Genomic DNA, 17524 nt, shown 5'->3' with positions numbered 1-17524 from the left:
AGTTAGTTTGTCTAGCATCTAAAAATAAAAATTGACGTTCACGTTGTTTGTTTCGTTCAGTTTTCAAAGAACTACTTAGTCGCTCATTTGCGACTTCCTTATGTTAACATCTTAATTTTTCGATGTCAACTAAGTTTTTCAATTTCTTTTTTGTCGTTTTCTGCGTTTCTGCATCAGCGACGTTTATTAATTTATCATATCCTTACTCTTAGCGTCAACACTTTTTAATAAAAAATTCTTTTTCTTACATAACGAATACATTCTTCCCTATTAGCAACTCTCCGAAATAAACAAAAAATGATTTTATACCTTTCTTCCATCGCCTTTTTTACAACGCTATGTATACGCTCATCTTCAAAATCAAATAAAAGTTCCTCTAACTCTCTCTTCAGTATGTATTCCATTTCTTTTTTCTCTTCCTTCGTCAACATAATCCCAAGCAAATTATCACCTCAATAACTCCTTACGTGTACCGATAAACGCCCCACTCATTTTCAATTATCAATAATGTATCACCAAAAACAAAATTCTATCACTCATTATATCCACCACTTACGATATTAATCCCTTGTTCTCTTTTTTAAATTTAAAGCATATATGTAACTGAAAAGGATTGGACAAAGGGGCGTAATATTATGTTTTTCTTTTTTATTACGAGTAAAAGAACATTTAAACACATTAGCTTAATAGTCGTACTTTCCTTATTTACAGCATGGCTACTCTTTTTAAAAACATATTCACATGAATCTGCTTTTTCAACTGCTACTGGCCCTAAAGTGATTTACAAAGGGGACACTGCAAAAAAACAAGTTGCATTCACGTTTGACATTAGCTGGGGGGACAAAAAAGCTATTCCAATCCTTAATACACTCAAAGAAAGAGAAATTAAGAATGCAACCTTCTTTCTCTCTGCTGCATGGGCTGAAAGACACCCTGATATTGTCGAACGCATCATGAAAGATGGACATGAGATTGGTAGTATGGGCTATAATTACACATCCTACACTTCACTAGAAGCAAATGAAATACGACGAGATCTTTTGCGGGCACAAGATGTTTTTACGAAACTTGGCGTAAAACAAGTCAAGCTATTACGTCCACCTAGTGGCGATTTTAACAAAACAACTCTTAAAATAGCGGAATCACTCGGATACACCATCGTTCATTGGAGTAACAATTCAAATGACTGGAAAAATCCCGGCGTAAATAAAATCATTTCCACAGTCTCTAGCAATTTAAAGGGTGGAGATATCGTCTTATTACATGCTTCTGATTCTGCCCTTCAAACAAATAAGGCTTTACCATTACTCTTACAAAAATTAAAGAGCGACGGATATGAACAAACATCTGTATCACAACTTATTTCCAACACAAGTACAAAAAGTGAAGATATTAAGTAGTTCCTTTCTACACGGTCCTTCACACATAAAAAGCTCTGCTATCTTTTGTTAAGATAGCAGAGCTTTTTTATCCTAGCATTTACAGACGATAAGAATCTGGATAATTAAAAATCCACTCTCCTCATTAAGCTGACTTACTCTTTTGTCCAATTAAACGATGCAATACAAGTAACTGATATGAATTACATAATAAAAGTGGTATCACCATTAAATATAACCAATCTGTATCATTAATCCGGAGCGCTGGTACCCATTCAAGAATTGTTACAACAACCATAAAGAACAGAGCGGGAACAAATGCTTTTTTATTCGTTTCTTTACTCTTTATATAAGCGACAATTGCCCCAAACACAAATAACATCCCAGCAACAAGTATGTTATTCCCTAATGAAACTTCCCCATTTGCAACAAGTACTGACCTTAAATAAACGAAATCAAATAATACGAACGCAATAAAGAACAGTTGCACTGTATTCCATAAAGAAGATGACCGAAACATCCCTAATCCAAAACGATGGATCGTTAAATACGCAAAGAACCCCATTTGACTTATAACACTAAAAATAAATCCTACGCCCATCAACCAAAAGGAAATTGCTAAAATCTCTTTTCCGTCGAAATTTTGAAAAAATTTAGCGTACTTGTCCCACTCTAAAACAAAACCAATAAAGACTGTGCTAATCCCACCAAGAAACAACGTCGTAAAAAATAGTCGTACCCACTTGCGGCTATTCACAACACATCCCCCATTATTCTTATATTTCTAATTAAATTGTAACAATGACAATTTCAAAAAGCTAGCCATGTTAATGTATAAATTCCTTAAAGAGATTTATATTAAAAAAAGAGAACTTTGCTGAAAGGAGCTCCAACTTATGAAACGGATGCTGCTCGTTTTGATTTCTTCTTTTCTATTTATAGCACTAGCGGCATGTGCACAAGAAAAAGAAGCAAAATCCGAACTTGATTATGATCAAACAAAAAAAATGATTGTTGATATTTTAAAAACCGATCAAGGAAAAAAAGCGATCCAAGATGTATTAACTGATGAAAAAATGAAACAAGCACTCATACTAGATGAAACAGTAGTAAAGAAAACGATTGAAGATGCACTGGTATCTGAAAAAGGGCAACAATTCTGGGAAAAGCTCTTTAAAGACCCTGAGTTCTCATCGAAATTTGCTAAAAGTATGGGAAAAGAACAAACAAACTTAATGAAAACTTTACTAAAAGATCCTGAATACCAATCAGGTGTTATAGAGATTATGAAAAATCCTGAAGTAGAGAAAATTATGTTACAAACAATGAAGAGTAAAGAATATCGTCAATATTTACAGCAAGTACTAACTGAAACTGCCGAAAGTCCTCTCTTCCAAGCTAAGATGATTGACATCATTAGTAAAGGTGTACAAAAAGCCGAAAAAGGTGGGTCTGATAAGAAAGGCGCAGGTGGTGAAGGCGGTTCTCAAGATGGGAACAAAGAACAATAATAAAAATTATAGCACTGAGTGGACAATGTATATATTGTCCACTCATTACTACTTTAGTTTTGCGCGACAGCTGTTTTATCAATAACTGTCTCAGCTATCGTACGATAAATGAGACCCGTTGTATGTGTATCTTCATATACTGATGGCGCAAAGTCCTCTTTATTCCAATCAGGTTGTTGAAGTGGAATTCGGCCAAGTATATCCGTTTGGAGTTCCGTAGCCAATTTATCTCCTCCACCTCTTCCAAACACATACTCTTTTTCACCAGTTGCTTTACTTTCAAAATACGCCATATTTTCAACAACACCAAGAATACTATGTTCTGTACGTAAAGCCATGGCTCCAGCGCGCGCTGCTACAAATGCCGCTGTTGGATGCGGCGTTGTTACAATAATCTCTTTACAAGCCGGCAACATCGAATGTACATCTAAAGCAACATCACCCGTACCTGGCGGTAGGTCCAATACTAAGTAATCTAAATCACCCCACTCTACTTCTGTGAAAAAGTGATTTAACATTTTCCCAAGCATCGGTCCTCTCCAAATAACAGGTGCGTTATCTTCTACAAAGAATCCCATTGAGATTACTTTCACGCCTAGACGCTCCACTGGTATTATCTTATCACCTCTTACGATTGGACGTTTTTCTATACCCATCATATCCGGTACACTAAAACCGTAAATATCCGCGTCAATGATACCAACCTTTTTGCCTAAACGAGCTAAAGCAATTGCAAGGTTAACAGAAACAGTTGATTTCCCTACTCCACCTTTTCCACTTGCCACTGCTAAAAATGTTGTATTTGAGTTCGGTGATAATAAGGATTCACTTTTCTCTTCCTCTTGCGGTGGTGCAAACTGAGCTAATTCCTCTTCTGTAAATTCTGCAAAACGAAGTCCAACTGTTGTTGCTCCAAGTTCTTTTACTAACTTTACAATTCCAGACTGCAACTGCATTTGTTCCGCTGTACCCGTCTTTACAATTGCAATTTTAACACTTACATGTTCCTTCTCAGGTTTGACTGTCACCTCTTTAATTGCATTTGTTTCTTTTAACGTTTTATGTATAAACGGATCTACAATCCCTTCCAATGCTTCCACTACCTGCTCTTTTGTTACCATAATTAGCCCAGCCCCCTGTATGAAAAATAACGTATTGTTAATTAAATTTATCTCTCTTTATTTTTGAAATAAATGCGTTTACATTTCCAGTATAACATATTTTCGGAAAACTTCGTTAACGAGAGAAACTCGAAAAAATCCTCCTTATTCTGGAGGATTTCCTTTTTCCGTAAAATAACGTAATATACCACGATATATTGCAGCAGCTACTTTTTGTTGGTATTTCTCCGAATTTAACATATATCTTTCATTCACATTCGATAAAAAGCCAGCCTCAATTAAAGCACCTGGTGTTTTGGCATACTTCAATAAATACACGTGAGGAATTGTTTTAGCAGAACGATTCGTATTTTCTAAGCTTGTTCTCAATTCAGCTTGTATAAATTTCGCAGCCCGTTCATTTTCAATAGAAGAACGATAGTAGAACGTTTGTGCGCCCTTAGATCCACTACTAGTTAGGGCATTTAAATGAATACTCGCAAAAAAGTCTACATCAGGCTTATTAATGATCTCAACACGCTTTTTTAAATCCTCTGCTTTACGTCTACTATATGACTTTGTATCTTTATTAGCTAAATCATAATCTCCTTCACGCGTTAAAATAACTAAAGCACCTTGTTCTTGTAAATAATCTTGTACCTTTTTTGTAATCTCAAGTGTAATATCTTTTTCTACAATATCCTTTCCACCAACAGCCCCTCCGTCTGGTCCACCATGCCCAGCATCTAGTACAATCACTTTCCCTGATAAGGGTAAATTCCAAGCTCGCCACGATTTTGTAATTTGAAATTCTTGTTTAACTAAAAAAAACAAAACAACCGCAGCGAGCGCAAAAGAGATAATTCGAATTCTCTTCATACCTTTCCTCCTCCAGCTAGTCCCTCTAATTACTTATATGGGACAAGAGGAAAGTTTATGCTTGTCTTAGTGTAGCTTTAATCGATATCTTCTTTCGCCTTTTTCATAGCCTTCCTGCCACCACAAGCCGATAAACTGCTGGCAAGATTCAAAAAGCAATTCCTCGTCTTGCAACTTAATTTCACGTATAGTCATACTCGTTAAAAATTGAAATAACGTTTCAGTTAATTGTTGTTCTTCTTCTAAAGCCCTATATTTTACATCAAAGAATGATTCGCCATGATAACCAAATTTACTGTATCTCGCTCCTAATAAATAAGATTCTATCCCTAGTTCAATGCAATAATCTTCATACTGACGATGAAGTTCTTGCATCTGAAAGGCATCACGAATATTTAAACGCAATGTTTTTAATGATAATTCTCGCAGCATCTTCCGCTCGTATTTTAACTGCTTTTCTTTTTGTTTTTCTTGTAAGCTGACAATGACATTCATAGTACTTATAAACCTCCCTAATACGTATTAGTCTAAACTTCTAAAGAAGAAGCATACGTAGGACGGTAGCACTAAAATATTCCAAGCTAAAAAAATTACAAAAGAAGAATTAAACATAAAAAAACCCCAACCAAAATGGTTGGGGTTTGTAGTTCGCAAAAATTAACGTTTTGAGAACTGAGGTGCACGACGTGCGCCTTTAAGACCGTATTTTTTACGCTCTTTCATACGTGCGTCACGAGTTAATAGACCCGCACGTTTTAATGTTAGACGGTATTCTGGATCAGCTTTTAATAAAGCGCGAGAAATACCGTGACGAATAGCACCAGCTTGACCAGTGTATCCACCACCATTTACGTTTACAAGTACATTGTAGTTACCTAAAGTTTCTGTTGCAACTAGAGGTTGTTTCACTACTTCACGTAATGCAGCAAATGGGATATAGTTTTCAAAATCACGACCGTTAATAATAACGCGTCCTTCGCCTGGAACTAGGCGTACGCGCGCTACTGAACTCTTACGACGTCCAGTGCCATAGTATTGAACCTGTGCCAAAGTAAGCCCTCCTTTAATTAATTATCCGCGAAGTTCGTAAACTTCTGGTTGTTGTGCTTGGTGTGGATGCTCTGCTCCAGCATACACGTTTAATTTCTTAGACACTTGACGTCCTAAACGTCCTTTTGGAAGCATGCCTTTAATTGCAAGCTCTAACATTTGTACAGGGTAGTTTGTACGCATTTCTAGAGCTGTTCTTTGCTTAAGTCCACCTGGGTGGTTAGTGTGACGGTAGTAAATTTTATCGTTTAATTTATTACCTGTTAAATGAATTTTCTCAGCGTTAATAATAATTACATGATCACCCGTGTCAACGTGTGGTGTAAATGTTGGTTTGTGTTTACCACGTAAAATGGATGCTACTTCAGTAGATAGGCGACCTAAAGTTTGACCTTCAGCATCAACCACATACCATTTACGCTCAACTTCGTTAGCTTTTGCCATAAAAGTCGTACGCATGTGTTTCCCTCCTCGTTATCTTTTCCATAGAAAAAATCTATTGTTTATCTTAAACACGATTTCCTTCCGGGGCTAATCGTGGTTTTAGAAACAATACCATATGTTATGATATACTTTTGAGTTTCTAATGTCAAGCAAATGTTACACCAGGATTAGTTGTTATAGTTTACCTGCCATAAGTAAAGTCCATGACCTGGAGCCATCTTTCCAGCAAACTGGCGATTTTGTTTCGCTAAAATCTCTGGAATACTATCCGGATCAAGCTTTCCTTGACCTACGCTAAGTAACGTACCAACAATAATTCTGACCATATTATATAAAAATCCATTACCTACAAAGCGAAAAATTAATTCATCGTCTTGCTCAATTAATTCGATTTCATAAATTGTTCGCACTTTATCTTTTTTGTCAGTTTTTGCCGAACAAAAAGAAGTAAAGTCATGCGTTCCAATAAAATAAGGAATCGCTTTTCTTATAGAGTTTATTTCGAGCGGATATTGATATTGATATACGTAATTTCTACGGAATACATCCGCAGTCTTTGATAATAATACACGATAGCGATATTCTTTTTTCTCGACACCGTAACGTGCATGAAATTCTTCTGTTTTCTTCTCTACCTGCCTGATAATAATATCATCCGGCAACATTGTATTTAAAGCATTACTCCATTGCCACTCTTCAAGAGACAAAGGTGTATCAAAGTGTATCACTTGTCCTTTGGCGTGAACGGTAGAATCCGTTCTGCCTGATGCCTGCACACGAACAAGTTCTCCTTTATGCAACTTCTGCAATGCTTTCTCTATTTCTTGTTGAACAGTCCGATGCTGTGGTTGAATTTGGTAACCACAAAAATGAATGCCATCATATGCAACTGTACATTTTATTCTTTCCATTTCTCTATTCTCCATTACGACCGCACCCATGCCAAAATACAAGCTAAACAAAGTAAGCTTACAATTGTTACTGTATCACTTATTTTCCAGCGTAGTTGCCTAAATTTAGTACGTCCTTCGCCACTTTTATATCCACGAGATTCCATCGCAATCGCTAAGTCCTCTGCACGCTTAAAAGCACTAATAAATAATGGAACGAGTAGTGAGATAATAGCTTTCATCCTATCTTTTATCGGTCCCCCGGCGAAATCAATGCCACGTGACGCTTGTGCTTTCATAATTTTACTCGTTTCATCCATTAATGTCGGGATAAAACGTAGTGAAATTGACATCATTAATGCGATTTCATGAACAGGAACTTTTATACGCTTGAACGGCTTTAATAACGTCTCCAACCCATCTGTAATTTCAATAGGTGTCGTCGTTAACGTTAATAATGTCGTCATTAAAATAATAACGAAGAATCGTATAGAAATGTATATCCCTTGCTCTAATCCTTTTTCATGTATCGAAAACCAACCAAGCTGGAATAGTACTTCCCCTTCTTTATTTGTAAAAATATGCAGGAAAAATGTAAAAAGAAAAATCCACAGAATTGGTTTTAAGCCCGAAAGTACATAACGAATCGGCACTTTTGCAAAAAATAAAGCAATGAGTGCATATAAAAATAAAAATCCATATGAAATCGCATTATTTGCTAAGAAAACAACAAATACATATAAAAAGACAATCAACAGCTTCGTACGAGGATCAAGTTGATGAATGAGTGACTGACCTGGAATATATCTCCCAATAATCAACTGCTGCATGATTCATGACCACCTTTTCGTAAAACCTGTACAACTTCATGAGTAAGATCCTCTAAAGATAAGGTAGCCTTCGAAATTGAAATACCAAACTTCTCTTCAATTGCACGTTTATACTTTAAAGACATTGGAAGATCCACACCGATTTGTTCTAATTCATCAGCATATGAAAATACTTCCTCTGCTCTTCCTTGCAAAAAGACCGTTCCTTTATGCATGACCACTATTTGATCTGCATACTTAGCGGCATCCTCCATATTATGGGTAACAAGAATGACTGTAAGCCCCTGTTCCTTATGCAAATTGTAAAACATCTCCATGAGCTCGTGCTGTCCTTTTGGATCAAGCCCTGCTGTAGGTTCATCTAATACAAGCACTTCGGGTTCCATCGCTAGTACGCCTGCTATTGCAACACGCCTCATTTGCCCACCGCTTAATTCAAACGGAGAACGTGCTAATAACTCTATGTCCAATCCAACAAGCTGGATTGCATCTTTCGCCTTTTGTTTTGCCTCTTCTTCAGATACACCAAAATTAGTCGGTCCAAAACAAATATCCTTTTCAACTGTTTCTTCAAATAGTTGATGTTCTGGAAACTGAAAGACAACCCCTACTTTTTTTCGTAGCGGCTTAAGCTTTTTCTCTTTCTTCCCTGGTGAAATTAAATGTTCACCAATTTGAACCGTACCATTTGTCGGCTGCAATAAACCATTTAAATGTTGAATCATCGTCGACTTACCTGAACCAGTATGACCGATAATGGCATAATAGCCCCCACTTGGAAACGACACGTCTACATCATAAAGTGCGCGTCTTTCAAATGGAGTTTTATATTGATAACGATGTTCTACTTTTTGGAATGTAATCTCCAAAGTTCGTTCACCAAGCTTTCCATTGTAAGATGCGTATTTTGCAAGTGAATTTCATTTCTTTTTAATAATTCTGCTATTTTCACCGAAAAAGGTACATCTAATCCAATCTCTTGGAGCATATGAGAGGATTTGAAAATTTGCTCTGGAGTACCTTCCTCTAATATTTCTCCCTTGTTCAAAATAATAATACGGTCTGACTGTGCCGCTTCTTCTAAATCGTGCGTAATCGATAACACCGTAATACCCTTTTGATCAACAAGTTGTCTGACCGTTTCTACTACTTCACGTCTCCCCTGAGGGTCTAACATTGAAGTTGCTTCATCTAGTATTAAAATAGATGGTTGAAGTGCTAAAACACCTGCTATTGCGACTCGCTGCTTTTGTCCACCAGATAACGAATGGGGTTCTTCATTTAAAAAATCTTCCATACGGACAAGTTGCAGAGCTTGTTCTAGTCTTTCTATCATCTGCTCCCTTGGCATTCCGATGTTCTCTAGGCCGAATACAACGTCATCTTGTACTGTCGTTCCAACAAATTGATTATCTGGATTTTGAAATACCATGCCAATTTGCTTTCGAACATCCCATACTGTTTCCTCTGATAAAATCATTGTATCATTTAAAGTAATTTTCCCTGATTCCGGTAAAAATAAGCCATTCAATAATTTTGCAAGTGTAGACTTCCCTGAACCATTTTGTCCAATAACAGATACCCATTCTCCTTCATATAAGGAAAACGAAACATCTTTTAATGCATAAGAGGCTGCCCCAGGATATTGAAATGATATATTTTCTGTCCGAAGTTTCTCTTTTTTCAATACAAGGCACCCTTTCTTTCGTCAAGTTAGCCTATTTTTATACTTAAAAAAAAAGGGCCATGACCAGTTACTTGAAAAGAACTGTCCTGCCCTTTTAATCATCATTATACTAACTCGATAATTACCATTGGTGCTGCGTCTCCGCGACGTGGACCAATTTTTGCAATACGAGTGTATCCGCCTTGGCGCTCAGCATAGCGTGGAGCTACATCAGCGAATAATTTTTGAAGTGCATCTTGACCAGTCTCAGCGTTAGCAACCTCATTACGGATGAAAGCTGCTGCTTGACGACGAGCATGAAGATCTCCGCGTTTACCTAAAGTGATCATTTTTTCCACTACAGAACGAAGTTCTTTTGCACGAGTTTCTGTCGTTTGGATGCGCTCGTTGATAATTAAATCAGTAGCTAAATCACGTAACATAGCTTTACGTTGCGCACTTGTACGGCCTAATTTTCTGTATGCCATTCGTAGTTCCCTCCTTTGTTGATGGGTTTAAATCCTCAGTCGTCTTTACGTAAACCTAAACCTAATTCCTCAAGTTTATGTTTAACTTCTTCTAAGGATTTACGTCCTAAGTTACGAACTTTCATCATATCTTCTTCTGTTTTGTTCGCAAGCTCTTGTACAGTATTAATTCCTGCACGTTTTAGGCAATTATAAGAACGAACAGAAAGATCTAGTTCTTCGATAGTCATCTCAAGAACTTTTTCTTTTTGATCTTCTTCCTTCTCGACCATAATCTCAGCATTTTGTGCTTCGTCAGTTAAACCAACAAAGATATTTAAATGCTCAGTTAAGATTTTGGCACCTAAAGAGATAGCTTCTTTTGGCCCGATGCTTCCATCCGTCCATACATCAAGCGTAAGCTTATCATAATTAGCCACTTGTCCGACACGTGTCTTTTCCACTTGGTAAGTCACACGTGATACTGGAGTATAAATAGAATCAATAGGAATTACTCCTATTGGTTGATCTTCGCTTTTATTTGCATCAGCTGGCGTATACCCACGGCCACGCTTTGCAGTTAAACGCATGCGGAAATGCGCATTTTTTGCTAACGTCGCAATGTGTAAATCTGGATTTAAGATTTCAACATCACTATCGTGAGTAATATCAGCAGCTGTGACAATACCTTCGCCCTGTACATCGATTTCCAACGTCTTCTCTTCATCAGAGTAGATTTTAAGAGCTAACTTTTTCAAGTTTAAGATCATCGTCGTAACGTCTTCTACTACGCCCTCAACTGTTGAAAATTCGTGTAAAACGCCATCGATTTGGATAGCAGTTACAGCGGCACCAGGGAGTGAGGATAAAAGAATACGACGTAAGGAGTTACCCAAAGTAGTACCATATCCACGCTCAAGCGGTTCAATCACGAATTTGCCATACTTAGCATCTTCGTTAAGTTCAACCGTTTCGATTTTCGGTTTTTCGATTTCAATCATTAACTAAACCCTCCTTCAAAACGTCGAAACCCCGGTTAAACAAAGGAAGAACCTCTGTTTAACCGAAAGTCCCCCTTAGGCAGTTCCCGATTGTGCACAACAAGCGATGTTTCTGTACGAAATTTCTCGATAATGCATCATATCCATTATAGACAAAAGGGAAAATTCTATACAGAAAAATTACACACGACGACGTTTTGGTGGACGACATCCATTATGAGGAACTGGAGTAACATCTCTAATTGCTGTTACTTCTAGACCTGCCGCTTGAAGAGCACGAATTGCAGCTTCACGACCAGCACCAGGACCTTTAACAGTAACCTCTAAAGTTTTTAAACCATGCTCCATTGCAACTTTAGAAGCAGCTTCAGCAGCCATTTGCGCAGCGAATGGAGTAGATTTACGAGATCCACGGAAACCAAGTGCACCAGCACTAGACCAAGAAAGTGCGTTACCATGAGTATCTGTAAGTGTTACGATTGTGTTGTTGAAAGTAGAACGAATATGAGCTATACCAGCTTCAATATTCTTTTTCACACGTTTTTTACGAGTGTTTGTTTTACGTGCCATTGTTAGTTCAACCTCCTTTACTTATTATTTCTTTTTATTTGCTACTGTACGACGTGGACCTTTACGTGTACGAGCATTGTTTTTAGAGTTTTGACCACGAACTGGTAAACCACGACGGTGACGAAGACCACGGTAAGAACCGATCTCCATTAGACGTTTAATGTTAAGAGATACTTCACGACGAAGGTCTCCCTCAACTTTAATACGATCGATGATATCACGGATACGTCCTAATTCATCTTCCGATAAATCACGAACTCGTGTTTCCGAAGAAATACCAGCTTCTGTAAGAATTTTTTCAGCAGTTGTGCGACCAATGCCGAATACGTAAGTTAAAGAAATAACAACGCGCTTGTCACGAGGAATATCTACACCTGCGATACGTGCCATTTTGAATGCACCTCCTTCTGATTAACCTTGTTTTTGTTTATGTTTAGGGTTTTCACAAATAACCATTACTTTTCCACGTCTACGAATAACTTTACATTTTTCGCAGATTGGTTTAACTGACGGTCTTACTTTCATGTCTCGAACCTCCTTAAAGATTACGGAGTGCTATATTATTTAAAACGGTACGTAATACGACCACGATTTAAATCGTACGGAGATAATTCTACCGTAACTTTGTCTCCTGGTAAAATACGAATGAAGTTCATACGGATTTTACCAGAAACGTGAGCCAATACGACATGCCCATTCTCTAATTCTACTTTGAACATAGCATTTGGCAACGTTTCAAGAACGGTACCTTCGACTTCAATTACATCATCTTTAGCCATTCAATAGTTCTCCCTTCTTCAAATCAGTAACATTTTACACTGCTCTGAAATCCCGGAGAGCCAGCTACTTATAAAGTGGTAAGGATTTCGTATCCTGCTTCTGTAAGAGCAATCGTGTGCTCAAAATGGGCACACCATTTACCATCTACCGTTACCACTGTCCAGTCATCAGATAGTGTTTTTACATATCGTCTTCCTTGATTCACCATCGGCTCAACACAGATGACCATTCCCGGCTTTAATCTAGGGCCTCTATTTGGTGGACCATAGTGCGGGATTTGAGGGTCCTCATGTAAGTCTTGCCCGATTCCGTGACCAACATACTCCCTAACGATCGAGAACCCATTCTCTTCAGCATGCGTTTGAACCGCATGCGAGATATTTGATAATCTTTCGCCTGGTTTTACTTGTTCTAGACCAAGATACAACGATTTTTCTGTGACATCAAGTAGCTTTTGAACAGATTCAGAAATGTTTCCAACTGGATACGTCCATGCAGAATCACCATGGTACCCATTGTATTTCGCACCAATATCGATACTGATGATATCGCCCTCTTCGAGCTTACGCTTCCCTGGAATCCCGTGTACAAGCTCTTCATTTACAGAAGCACAAATGCTCCCCGGAAATCCGTTGTATCCTTTAAAAGATGGCGTAGCACCATATTTTCGAATCGTCTTTTCCGCTATTTGATCGAGCTCTTTCGTTGTAATTCCTGGAGTAATATGTTGTTTCAACTCTTGATGAGTTAAAGCAACGATCCTGCCAGCTTCTCGCATGATTTCTATCTCGCGAGGAGTTTTGCAGATGATCATTACGCTAAGTCTCCGATGAGAACATCGATATCAGCAAATACTTTATTGATATCTTGCTCACCATTAATGCTTTGTAAGTAGCCAAGCTCCTCGTAGAAATCAAGCAAAGGTTTTGTTTGCTTAATATTTACATCTAAACGATTTGCTACAGTTTCTTCATTGTCATCAGAGCGTTGATATAATTCGCCACCACATTTATCGCACACATCAGCTTTTGCTGGCGGATTGAATTCTAAGTGGTAAGTCGCACCGCATTCTTTACAAATGCGACGGCCTGTAAGGCGTTTCAATAACAACCCTGAATCCACATTAATGTTTAAAACATAGTCGATTTTTTTGCCAAGATCTTTCATAATCTCTTCAAGAGCTGATGCTTGTGCAACAGTTCGTGGGAAACCATCTAATAAGAAGCCTTTAATACAGTCTTCTTGGCTTAAACGTTCACGAACAATTCCAATTGTAACTTCATCTGGAACAAGTGCACCTTTATCAATAAAAGATTTTGCTTGTAAACCAAGTTCAGTTTCAGCCTTCATAGCTGCACGGAACATATCTCCTGTTGAGATGTGAGGGATGTTATACTTGGCAATAATCTGTTCGGCTTGTGTACCTTTACCAGCACCAGGAAGCCCCATTAAAATCAAGTTCATCCTTGTTCCCCCTCAGTACATGAGCATGTAGGGAAGACAGTTCTTCCCACTTACTCACTGCTTGATAAACCCTTTGTAATGGCGTTTTACCAATTGGCTTTCTAGCTGCTTCATTGTTTCTAAAGCAACGCCGACAACGATTAACATACTCGTTCCACCAATCTGTGCAGATGGAGGAAGATTTCCCAATTTCGTAAAGATAACTGGTAAGATTGCAATCGCTGCTAGGAAAATTGATCCCACAAAGGTCAAACGATACAAGATTTTTGTTAGATATTGTTCTGTATTCTTACCCGGACGAATACCTGGAACATATCCACCTTGTTTGTTTAGATTCTCTGACATTTGCTCTGGATTAACCTGAACAAATGCATAGAAATATGTGAAGGCTACAATGAGCGCAACATATATGATCATTCCCACTGGGTGAGAATAGTTAAAGTTTGCAATAATCCACTGCGACACATCATGTTTCGGGAAGAACTGTGCAATAGTTGGAGGCGTAATTAAGAATGAAACAGCAAAAATGACTGGAATAACACCCGCACTATTTACCTTAAGTGGTAAATGAGTGTTTTGTGCTCCAGCATGATTCCCATTCCCTCCTGTTACACGCTTCGCGTATTGAATTGGGATCTTTCTAACAGCCTGTTGAATGAAAATAACACCAACAATAACCGCTAGCACAGCTAGTAAAATCAATGCAACTTTAACGATACTCATGAACAATTGATCTCCGATATTTTGAAACTGTTGTTGATACACTTGAGATATAACACTTGGGATCGCTGCGGCAATACCGCCAAAGATAAGAATGGAAATACCATTACCTACACCTTTAGCTGTAATCTGTTCACCTAACCACATTAAAAATGCAGTACCAGCAGTCAGTACCGTAGCAATGTATAAATAAGTGCTCCAACCTGGATTCAAAATTAATTGCCCACCTACCATACCGTTAAAACCGATTGACATACCAAACCCCTGAATAAACGCAAGAACAATTGTAAAGTAACGCGTGAATTGCGTTAGTTTACGACGGCCCATTTCGCCTTGCTTCGACCATTCCGAAAATTTAGGAACAACATCCATCTGCAATAATTGCACGATGATGGATGCTGTAATATACGGCATGATTCCCATCGCGAAGATGGAGAAGTTTTTCAAGGCGCCACCGCCAAATGTATTTAGGATACCTAAGGCATTTAATTGATCTTGTGCTTTCAGTACGTCTCCATTTGTAAATGGCACTGGGATAAACGTGCCAATCCTGAATACGACTAACATCGCTAAAGTGAATAATATTTTACGTCTTATCTCAGCAACGCGCATAAAGTTGGAGATTGTACGAAACATTAGATCACCTCAACTGATCCGCCAGCTGCTTCAATTGCTTCTTTAGCACTTGAAGAGAACTTGTGCGCTTTAACAGTTAATTTTTTCTCTACTGCTCCGCTTGCAAGAATTTTAACACCGTCGTTTAATTTGCTGATAACGCCAGTTTCCAGCAATAATTCAGGTGTTACTTCTGTACCATCTTCAAAACGATTTAACGTTGATAAGTTTACAATAGTAAACTCTTTACGGTTAATGTTTGTGAAGCCGCGTTTTGGTAAACGACGGAATAGTGGAGTTTGACCACCTTCGAAGCCAAGACGAACACCGCCGCCAGAACGTGCGTTTTGTCCTTTATGACCTCTACCAGCAGTTTTACCGTTACCAGAACCGATACCACGACCGACACGGTTACGTACTTTACGAGAACCTTCTGCAGGTTTTAATTCATGAAGTTTCATTCCCAGGCACCTCCTTATATTAATGAGTTATCCTTAAGCTTCTTTTACAGAGATAAGGTGAGAAACTTTGTTGATCATACCAAGAATAGCAGGAGTTTCTTCCTTAACTACAGTTGAATTCAACTTTTTAAGACCTAAAGCTTCTACCGTCGCACGTTGATCTTGTGGACGACCAATTACACTACGAGTGAGGGTAATTTCTAACTTTTTCGCCATTTGTTTTCCCTCCTTAACCTAGTAGCTCTTCTACAGATTTACCGCGTAATTTTGCAACATCTTCAGCGCGCTTAAGTTCGCTTAATCCGTTCACAGTAGCGCGAATCATGTTGATTGGTGTGTTAGAACCAAGAGATTTCGAAAGAATATCTTGTACACCAGCTAATTCTAGTACCGCACGAACAGGTCCACCAGCAATAACACCAGTACCCTCAGCAGCAGGTTTTAAGAATACTTCACCAGCTCCAAAATGACCGTTGATTGTGTGAGGAATTGTTGTACCAACTAATGGTACAGCGATTAGGTTTTTCTTAGCGTCTTCGATAGCTTTACGGATTGCGTCTGGTACCTCTTGTGCTTTACCAGTACCGAATCCAACATGACCGTTTTTATCGCCAACTACAACTAGTGCAGCAAAGCGGAAACGACGACCACCCTTAACAACTTTCGCGACACGATTTATCGTAACTACACGTTCTTCAAGTTCTAATTTACTTGGGTCAATGCGTTGCATCAATTTTCCCTCCTTTGACCATTAAAATTGTAATCCAGCCTCACGAGCAGCTTCAGCTAGAGCTTTAACACGGCCATGGTATAAGTAACCACCGCGATCAAATACTACTTCTTTAACGCCTTTCTCTACAGCACGCTTAGCAACTGATTCTCCAACTTTCGTAGCAGCTTCAGTATTGCTAGTACCGTTAAGAGCAAGGTCTTTATCAAGAGTAGATGCACTTACTAATGTTACACCATTTACATCATCAATAACTTGAGCGTAAATATGTTGGTTAGAACGGTACACGTTTAAACGTGGACGTTCTGCAGTACCAGTAAGTTTAGCACGTACACGTGCATGTCTTTTCTTACGAGTCGCATTTTTAGCAGCTTTAGTGATCATTCTTGTCACTCCTTTCTTTCACCTAACGGGTTTACTTAGCAGTTTTACCTTCTTTACGACGAACAACTTCGCCTTCGTAACGAATACCTTTACCTTTATATGGTTCAGGAGCACGTACAGCGCGGATGTTAGCAGCAAATTCGCCAACACGTTGCTTGTCGATACCTTTAATTACGATTTTAGTTGGTACAGGTACTTCAACTTCAAGTCCTGCTTCTGGAGTCATTTCTACTGGATGAGAATAACCTACGCTTAAAACAAGTTTATCTCCTTGTTTTTGAGCACGGTAACCAACACCGACTAATTCAAGTCCGCGTACGAAACCTGTAGTTACACCTTCAACCATGTTTCCGATTAAAGCACGAGTTGTACCGTGTAATGCACGGTGTTCCTTCTGTTCAGATGGACGCTCAACTGTTAGTGTATTTTCTTCAATTTTGATAGACATATCAGTTTTGAAAGTACGAGTTAATTCACCTTTAGGGCCTTTTACTGTTACAGTATTGTCTTCTGCAACTGTAATAGTAACACCTGCAGGGATTTCAAGAATCTTTTTACCAATACGAGACATGTGGTCACACCT

At 38.4% G+C, this 17524-nt stretch carries 27 protein-coding genes; 2 read left to right on the top strand and 25 right to left on the bottom strand.

The features are described 5' to 3' along the window. Positions 1 to 224: 224 nt before the first annotated feature. Complete coding sequence (locus AC0IXC_RS28180) at positions 225 to 443, bottom strand: hypothetical protein (RefSeq protein ID WP_002139933.1); 219 nt, start codon at positions 441 to 443, stop codon at positions 225 to 227. Between the two features lie 192 nt (positions 444 to 635). Here AC0IXC_RS28180 and pdaB point away from each other — a divergent pair, with 192 nt between their 5' ends. Beyond that, positions 636 to 1400: a polysaccharide deacetylase family sporulation protein PdaB gene (gene pdaB, locus AC0IXC_RS28175; protein WP_002029332.1), complete on the top strand. Its 765-nt coding sequence runs from the start codon at positions 636 to 638 to the stop codon at positions 1398 to 1400. A gap of 124 nt (positions 1401 to 1524) precedes the next feature. On the opposite strand, the gene kbaA is transcribed toward pdaB, so the two are convergent. Further along, positions 1525 to 2136 carry a KinB signaling pathway activation protein KbaA gene (gene kbaA, locus AC0IXC_RS28170; RefSeq protein WP_002124701.1) on the bottom strand — a complete coding sequence of 204 codons (612 nt, stop codon included), beginning with the start codon at positions 2134 to 2136 and terminating at the stop codon, positions 1525 to 1527. A gap of 139 nt (positions 2137 to 2275) precedes the next feature. Between kbaA and gerD the strand changes: the two genes are divergently transcribed. Further along, positions 2276 to 2890 carry a spore germination lipoprotein GerD gene (gerD, locus tag AC0IXC_RS28165; RefSeq protein WP_002009716.1) on the top strand — a complete coding sequence of 205 codons (615 nt, stop codon included), beginning with the start codon at positions 2276 to 2278 and terminating at the stop codon, positions 2888 to 2890. A gap of 53 nt (positions 2891 to 2943) precedes the next feature. Here the strand turns inward: gerD and AC0IXC_RS28160 are convergent, their stop codons facing one another. From AC0IXC_RS28160 to rplF, 23 genes are all read right to left on the bottom strand, one after another. Further along, positions 2944 to 4011 carry an Mrp/NBP35 family ATP-binding protein gene (locus AC0IXC_RS28160; RefSeq protein ID WP_002029334.1) on the bottom strand — a complete coding sequence of 356 codons (1068 nt, stop codon included), beginning with the start codon at positions 4009 to 4011 and terminating at the stop codon, positions 2944 to 2946. 144 nt (positions 4012 to 4155) lie between these two features. After that, entirely contained in the window at positions 4156 to 4869 is a 714-nt protein-coding gene (gene cwlD / locus AC0IXC_RS28155) for an N-acetylmuramoyl-L-alanine amidase CwlD (RefSeq protein ID WP_002009721.1), read from the bottom strand. Between the two features lie 66 nt (positions 4870 to 4935). Beyond that, complete coding sequence (locus AC0IXC_RS28150) at positions 4936 to 5364, bottom strand: DUF2521 family protein (protein ID WP_002029335.1); 429 nt, start codon at positions 5362 to 5364, stop codon at positions 4936 to 4938. A 162-nt stretch (positions 5365 to 5526) separates the two neighbouring features. Next, on the bottom strand, positions 5527 to 5919 hold the full coding sequence (gene rpsI, locus AC0IXC_RS28145; RefSeq protein ID WP_002009728.1) for a 30S ribosomal protein S9: 393 nt from the start codon (positions 5917 to 5919) through the stop codon (positions 5527 to 5529). Between the two features lie 21 nt (positions 5920 to 5940). Further along, positions 5941 to 6378 carry a 50S ribosomal protein L13 gene (gene rplM / locus AC0IXC_RS28140; RefSeq protein WP_002029337.1) on the bottom strand — a complete coding sequence of 146 codons (438 nt, stop codon included), beginning with the start codon at positions 6376 to 6378 and terminating at the stop codon, positions 5941 to 5943. A 152-nt stretch (positions 6379 to 6530) separates the two neighbouring features. Beyond that, a complete protein-coding gene (gene truA / locus AC0IXC_RS28135; protein WP_078174996.1) occupies positions 6531 to 7274 on the bottom strand; it encodes a tRNA pseudouridine(38-40) synthase TruA in 744 nt (247 codons plus the stop codon). A 14-nt stretch (positions 7275 to 7288) separates the two neighbouring features. After that, positions 7289 to 8083, bottom strand: coding sequence for an energy-coupling factor transporter transmembrane component T family protein (locus AC0IXC_RS28130; RefSeq protein ID WP_002124692.1), 795 nt, complete (start codon positions 8081 to 8083; stop codon positions 7289 to 7291). Beyond that, entirely contained in the window at positions 8071 to 8952 is an 882-nt protein-coding gene (locus AC0IXC_RS28125; RefSeq protein WP_471653652.1) for an energy-coupling factor ABC transporter ATP-binding protein, read from the bottom strand. Before AC0IXC_RS28125 ends, AC0IXC_RS28130 begins: the two co-directional genes overlap by 13 nt. Continuing rightward, positions 8928 to 9770 (bottom strand): energy-coupling factor ABC transporter ATP-binding protein, encoded by an 843-nt coding sequence (locus AC0IXC_RS28120; RefSeq protein WP_002009740.1) that lies wholly within the window; start codon positions 9768 to 9770, stop codon positions 8928 to 8930. Before AC0IXC_RS28120 ends, AC0IXC_RS28125 begins: the two co-directional genes overlap by 25 nt. A gap of 104 nt (positions 9771 to 9874) precedes the next feature. Beyond that, complete coding sequence (rplQ, locus tag AC0IXC_RS28115; RefSeq protein ID WP_000331490.1) at positions 9875 to 10237, bottom strand: 50S ribosomal protein L17; 363 nt, start codon at positions 10235 to 10237, stop codon at positions 9875 to 9877. Between the two features lie 35 nt (positions 10238 to 10272). Further along, the gene (locus tag AC0IXC_RS28110) at positions 10273 to 11217 is read right to left on the bottom strand and encodes a DNA-directed RNA polymerase subunit alpha (protein WP_002029340.1); all 945 of its coding nucleotides are present in this window, start codon (positions 11215 to 11217) and stop codon (positions 10273 to 10275) included. A 180-nt stretch (positions 11218 to 11397) separates the two neighbouring features. After that, entirely contained in the window at positions 11398 to 11787 is a 390-nt protein-coding gene (rpsK, locus tag AC0IXC_RS28105) for a 30S ribosomal protein S11 (RefSeq protein ID WP_002009745.1), read from the bottom strand. A gap of 24 nt (positions 11788 to 11811) precedes the next feature. Continuing rightward, positions 11812 to 12177, bottom strand: coding sequence for a 30S ribosomal protein S13 (gene rpsM / locus AC0IXC_RS28100; protein WP_002009746.1), 366 nt, complete (start codon positions 12175 to 12177; stop codon positions 11812 to 11814). Between the two features lie 21 nt (positions 12178 to 12198). Then, the gene (rpmJ, locus tag AC0IXC_RS28095; RefSeq protein ID WP_000868344.1) at positions 12199 to 12312 is read right to left on the bottom strand and encodes a 50S ribosomal protein L36; all 114 of its coding nucleotides are present in this window, start codon (positions 12310 to 12312) and stop codon (positions 12199 to 12201) included. A 35-nt stretch (positions 12313 to 12347) separates the two neighbouring features. Then, the gene (gene infA, locus AC0IXC_RS28090; RefSeq protein WP_001029884.1) at positions 12348 to 12566 is read right to left on the bottom strand and encodes a translation initiation factor IF-1; all 219 of its coding nucleotides are present in this window, start codon (positions 12564 to 12566) and stop codon (positions 12348 to 12350) included. 68 nt (positions 12567 to 12634) lie between these two features. Next, on the bottom strand, positions 12635 to 13381 hold the full coding sequence (gene map, locus AC0IXC_RS28085) for a type I methionyl aminopeptidase (protein WP_000582542.1): 747 nt from the start codon (positions 13379 to 13381) through the stop codon (positions 12635 to 12637). Further along, positions 13381 to 14031 (bottom strand): adenylate kinase, encoded by a 651-nt coding sequence (locus tag AC0IXC_RS28080; protein WP_002009751.1) that lies wholly within the window; start codon positions 14029 to 14031, stop codon positions 13381 to 13383. Before AC0IXC_RS28080 ends, map begins: the two co-directional genes overlap by 1 nt. Positions 14032 to 14085: 54 nt before the next feature. Beyond that, positions 14086 to 15387: a preprotein translocase subunit SecY gene (secY, locus tag AC0IXC_RS28075; protein ID WP_002124688.1), complete on the bottom strand. Its 1302-nt coding sequence runs from the start codon at positions 15385 to 15387 to the stop codon at positions 14086 to 14088. After that, positions 15387 to 15827 (bottom strand): 50S ribosomal protein L15, encoded by a 441-nt coding sequence (gene rplO / locus AC0IXC_RS28070; RefSeq protein ID WP_002009754.1) that lies wholly within the window; start codon positions 15825 to 15827, stop codon positions 15387 to 15389. The genes secY and rplO overlap by 1 nt, the downstream gene beginning before the upstream one ends. A 33-nt stretch (positions 15828 to 15860) precedes the next feature. Further along, positions 15861 to 16043: a 50S ribosomal protein L30 gene (rpmD, locus tag AC0IXC_RS28065; RefSeq protein WP_002009757.1), complete on the bottom strand. Its 183-nt coding sequence runs from the start codon at positions 16041 to 16043 to the stop codon at positions 15861 to 15863. A gap of 13 nt (positions 16044 to 16056) precedes the next feature. Then, a complete protein-coding gene (gene rpsE / locus AC0IXC_RS28060) occupies positions 16057 to 16557 on the bottom strand; it encodes a 30S ribosomal protein S5 (RefSeq protein WP_002009759.1) in 501 nt (166 codons plus the stop codon). Between the two features lie 21 nt (positions 16558 to 16578). After that, a complete protein-coding gene (rplR, locus tag AC0IXC_RS28055) occupies positions 16579 to 16941 on the bottom strand; it encodes a 50S ribosomal protein L18 (RefSeq protein ID WP_002009761.1) in 363 nt (120 codons plus the stop codon). 31 nt (positions 16942 to 16972) lie between these two features. Next, complete coding sequence (rplF, locus tag AC0IXC_RS28050; RefSeq protein ID WP_002009762.1) at positions 16973 to 17512, bottom strand: 50S ribosomal protein L6; 540 nt, start codon at positions 17510 to 17512, stop codon at positions 16973 to 16975. Between the last annotated feature and the right edge of the window lie 12 nt (positions 17513 to 17524).

The sequence above is a fragment of the Bacillus sp. AC266 genome, from assembly GCF_979253805.1.
Note: the sequence above shows the minus strand (reverse complement) of the source record. Positions and strands in the feature narration are given on the sequence as shown.

Coding starts and splice junctions, on each gene's coding strand:
- AC0IXC_RS28160 (WP_002029334.1), bottom strand. CDS start 4,011: ATGGTAACAAAAGAGCAGGTAGTGGAAGCATTGGAAGGGATTGTAGAT.
- rpsK (WP_002009745.1), bottom strand. CDS start 11,787: ATGGCACGTAAAACAAACACTCGTAAAAAACGTGTGAAAAAGAATATT.
- AC0IXC_RS28130 (WP_002124692.1), bottom strand. CDS start 8,083: ATGCAGCAGTTGATTATTGGGAGATATATTCCAGGTCAGTCACTCATT.
- AC0IXC_RS28110 (WP_002029340.1), bottom strand. CDS start 11,217: ATGATTGAAATCGAAAAACCGAAAATCGAAACGGTTGAACTTAACGAA.
- rplR (WP_002009761.1), bottom strand. CDS start 16,941: ATGATCACTAAAGCTGCTAAAAATGCGACTCGTAAGAAAAGACATGCA.
- rpmJ (WP_000868344.1), bottom strand. CDS start 12,312: ATGAAAGTAAGACCGTCAGTTAAACCAATCTGCGAAAAATGTAAAGTT.
- rpsE (WP_002009759.1), bottom strand. CDS start 16,557: ATGCAACGCATTGACCCAAGTAAATTAGAACTTGAAGAACGTGTAGTT.
- rplQ (WP_000331490.1), bottom strand. CDS start 10,237: ATGGCATACAGAAAATTAGGCCGTACAAGTGCGCAACGTAAAGCTATG.
- rpmD (WP_002009757.1), bottom strand. CDS start 16,043: ATGGCGAAAAAGTTAGAAATTACCCTCACTCGTAGTGTAATTGGTCGT.
- pdaB (WP_002029332.1), top strand. CDS start 636: ATGTTTTTCTTTTTTATTACGAGTAAAAGAACATTTAAACACATTAGC.
- AC0IXC_RS28150 (WP_002029335.1), bottom strand. CDS start 5,364: ATGAATGTCATTGTCAGCTTACAAGAAAAACAAAAAGAAAAGCAGTTA.
- rplM (WP_002029337.1), bottom strand. CDS start 6,378: ATGCGTACGACTTTTATGGCAAAAGCTAACGAAGTTGAGCGTAAATGG.
- rplF (WP_002009762.1), bottom strand. CDS start 17,512: ATGTCTCGTATTGGTAAAAAGATTCTTGAAATCCCTGCAGGTGTTACT.
- cwlD (WP_002009721.1), bottom strand. CDS start 4,869: ATGAAGAGAATTCGAATTATCTCTTTTGCGCTCGCTGCGGTTGTTTTG.
- truA (WP_078174996.1), bottom strand. CDS start 7,274: ATGGAAAGAATAAAATGTACAGTTGCATATGATGGCATTCATTTTTGT.
- gerD (WP_002009716.1), top strand. CDS start 2,276: ATGAAACGGATGCTGCTCGTTTTGATTTCTTCTTTTCTATTTATAGCA.
- rplO (WP_002009754.1), bottom strand. CDS start 15,827: ATGAAACTTCATGAATTAAAACCTGCAGAAGGTTCTCGTAAAGTACGT.
- infA (WP_001029884.1), bottom strand. CDS start 12,566: ATGGCTAAAGATGATGTAATTGAAGTCGAAGGTACCGTTCTTGAAACG.
- secY (WP_002124688.1), bottom strand. CDS start 15,387: ATGTTTCGTACAATCTCCAACTTTATGCGCGTTGCTGAGATAAGACGT.
- AC0IXC_RS28080 (WP_002009751.1), bottom strand. CDS start 14,031: ATGAACTTGATTTTAATGGGGCTTCCTGGTGCTGGTAAAGGTACACAA.
- map (WP_000582542.1), bottom strand. CDS start 13,381: ATGATCATCTGCAAAACTCCTCGCGAGATAGAAATCATGCGAGAAGCT.
- rpsM (WP_002009746.1), bottom strand. CDS start 12,177: ATGGCACGTATCGCAGGTGTAGATATTCCTCGTGACAAGCGCGTTGTT.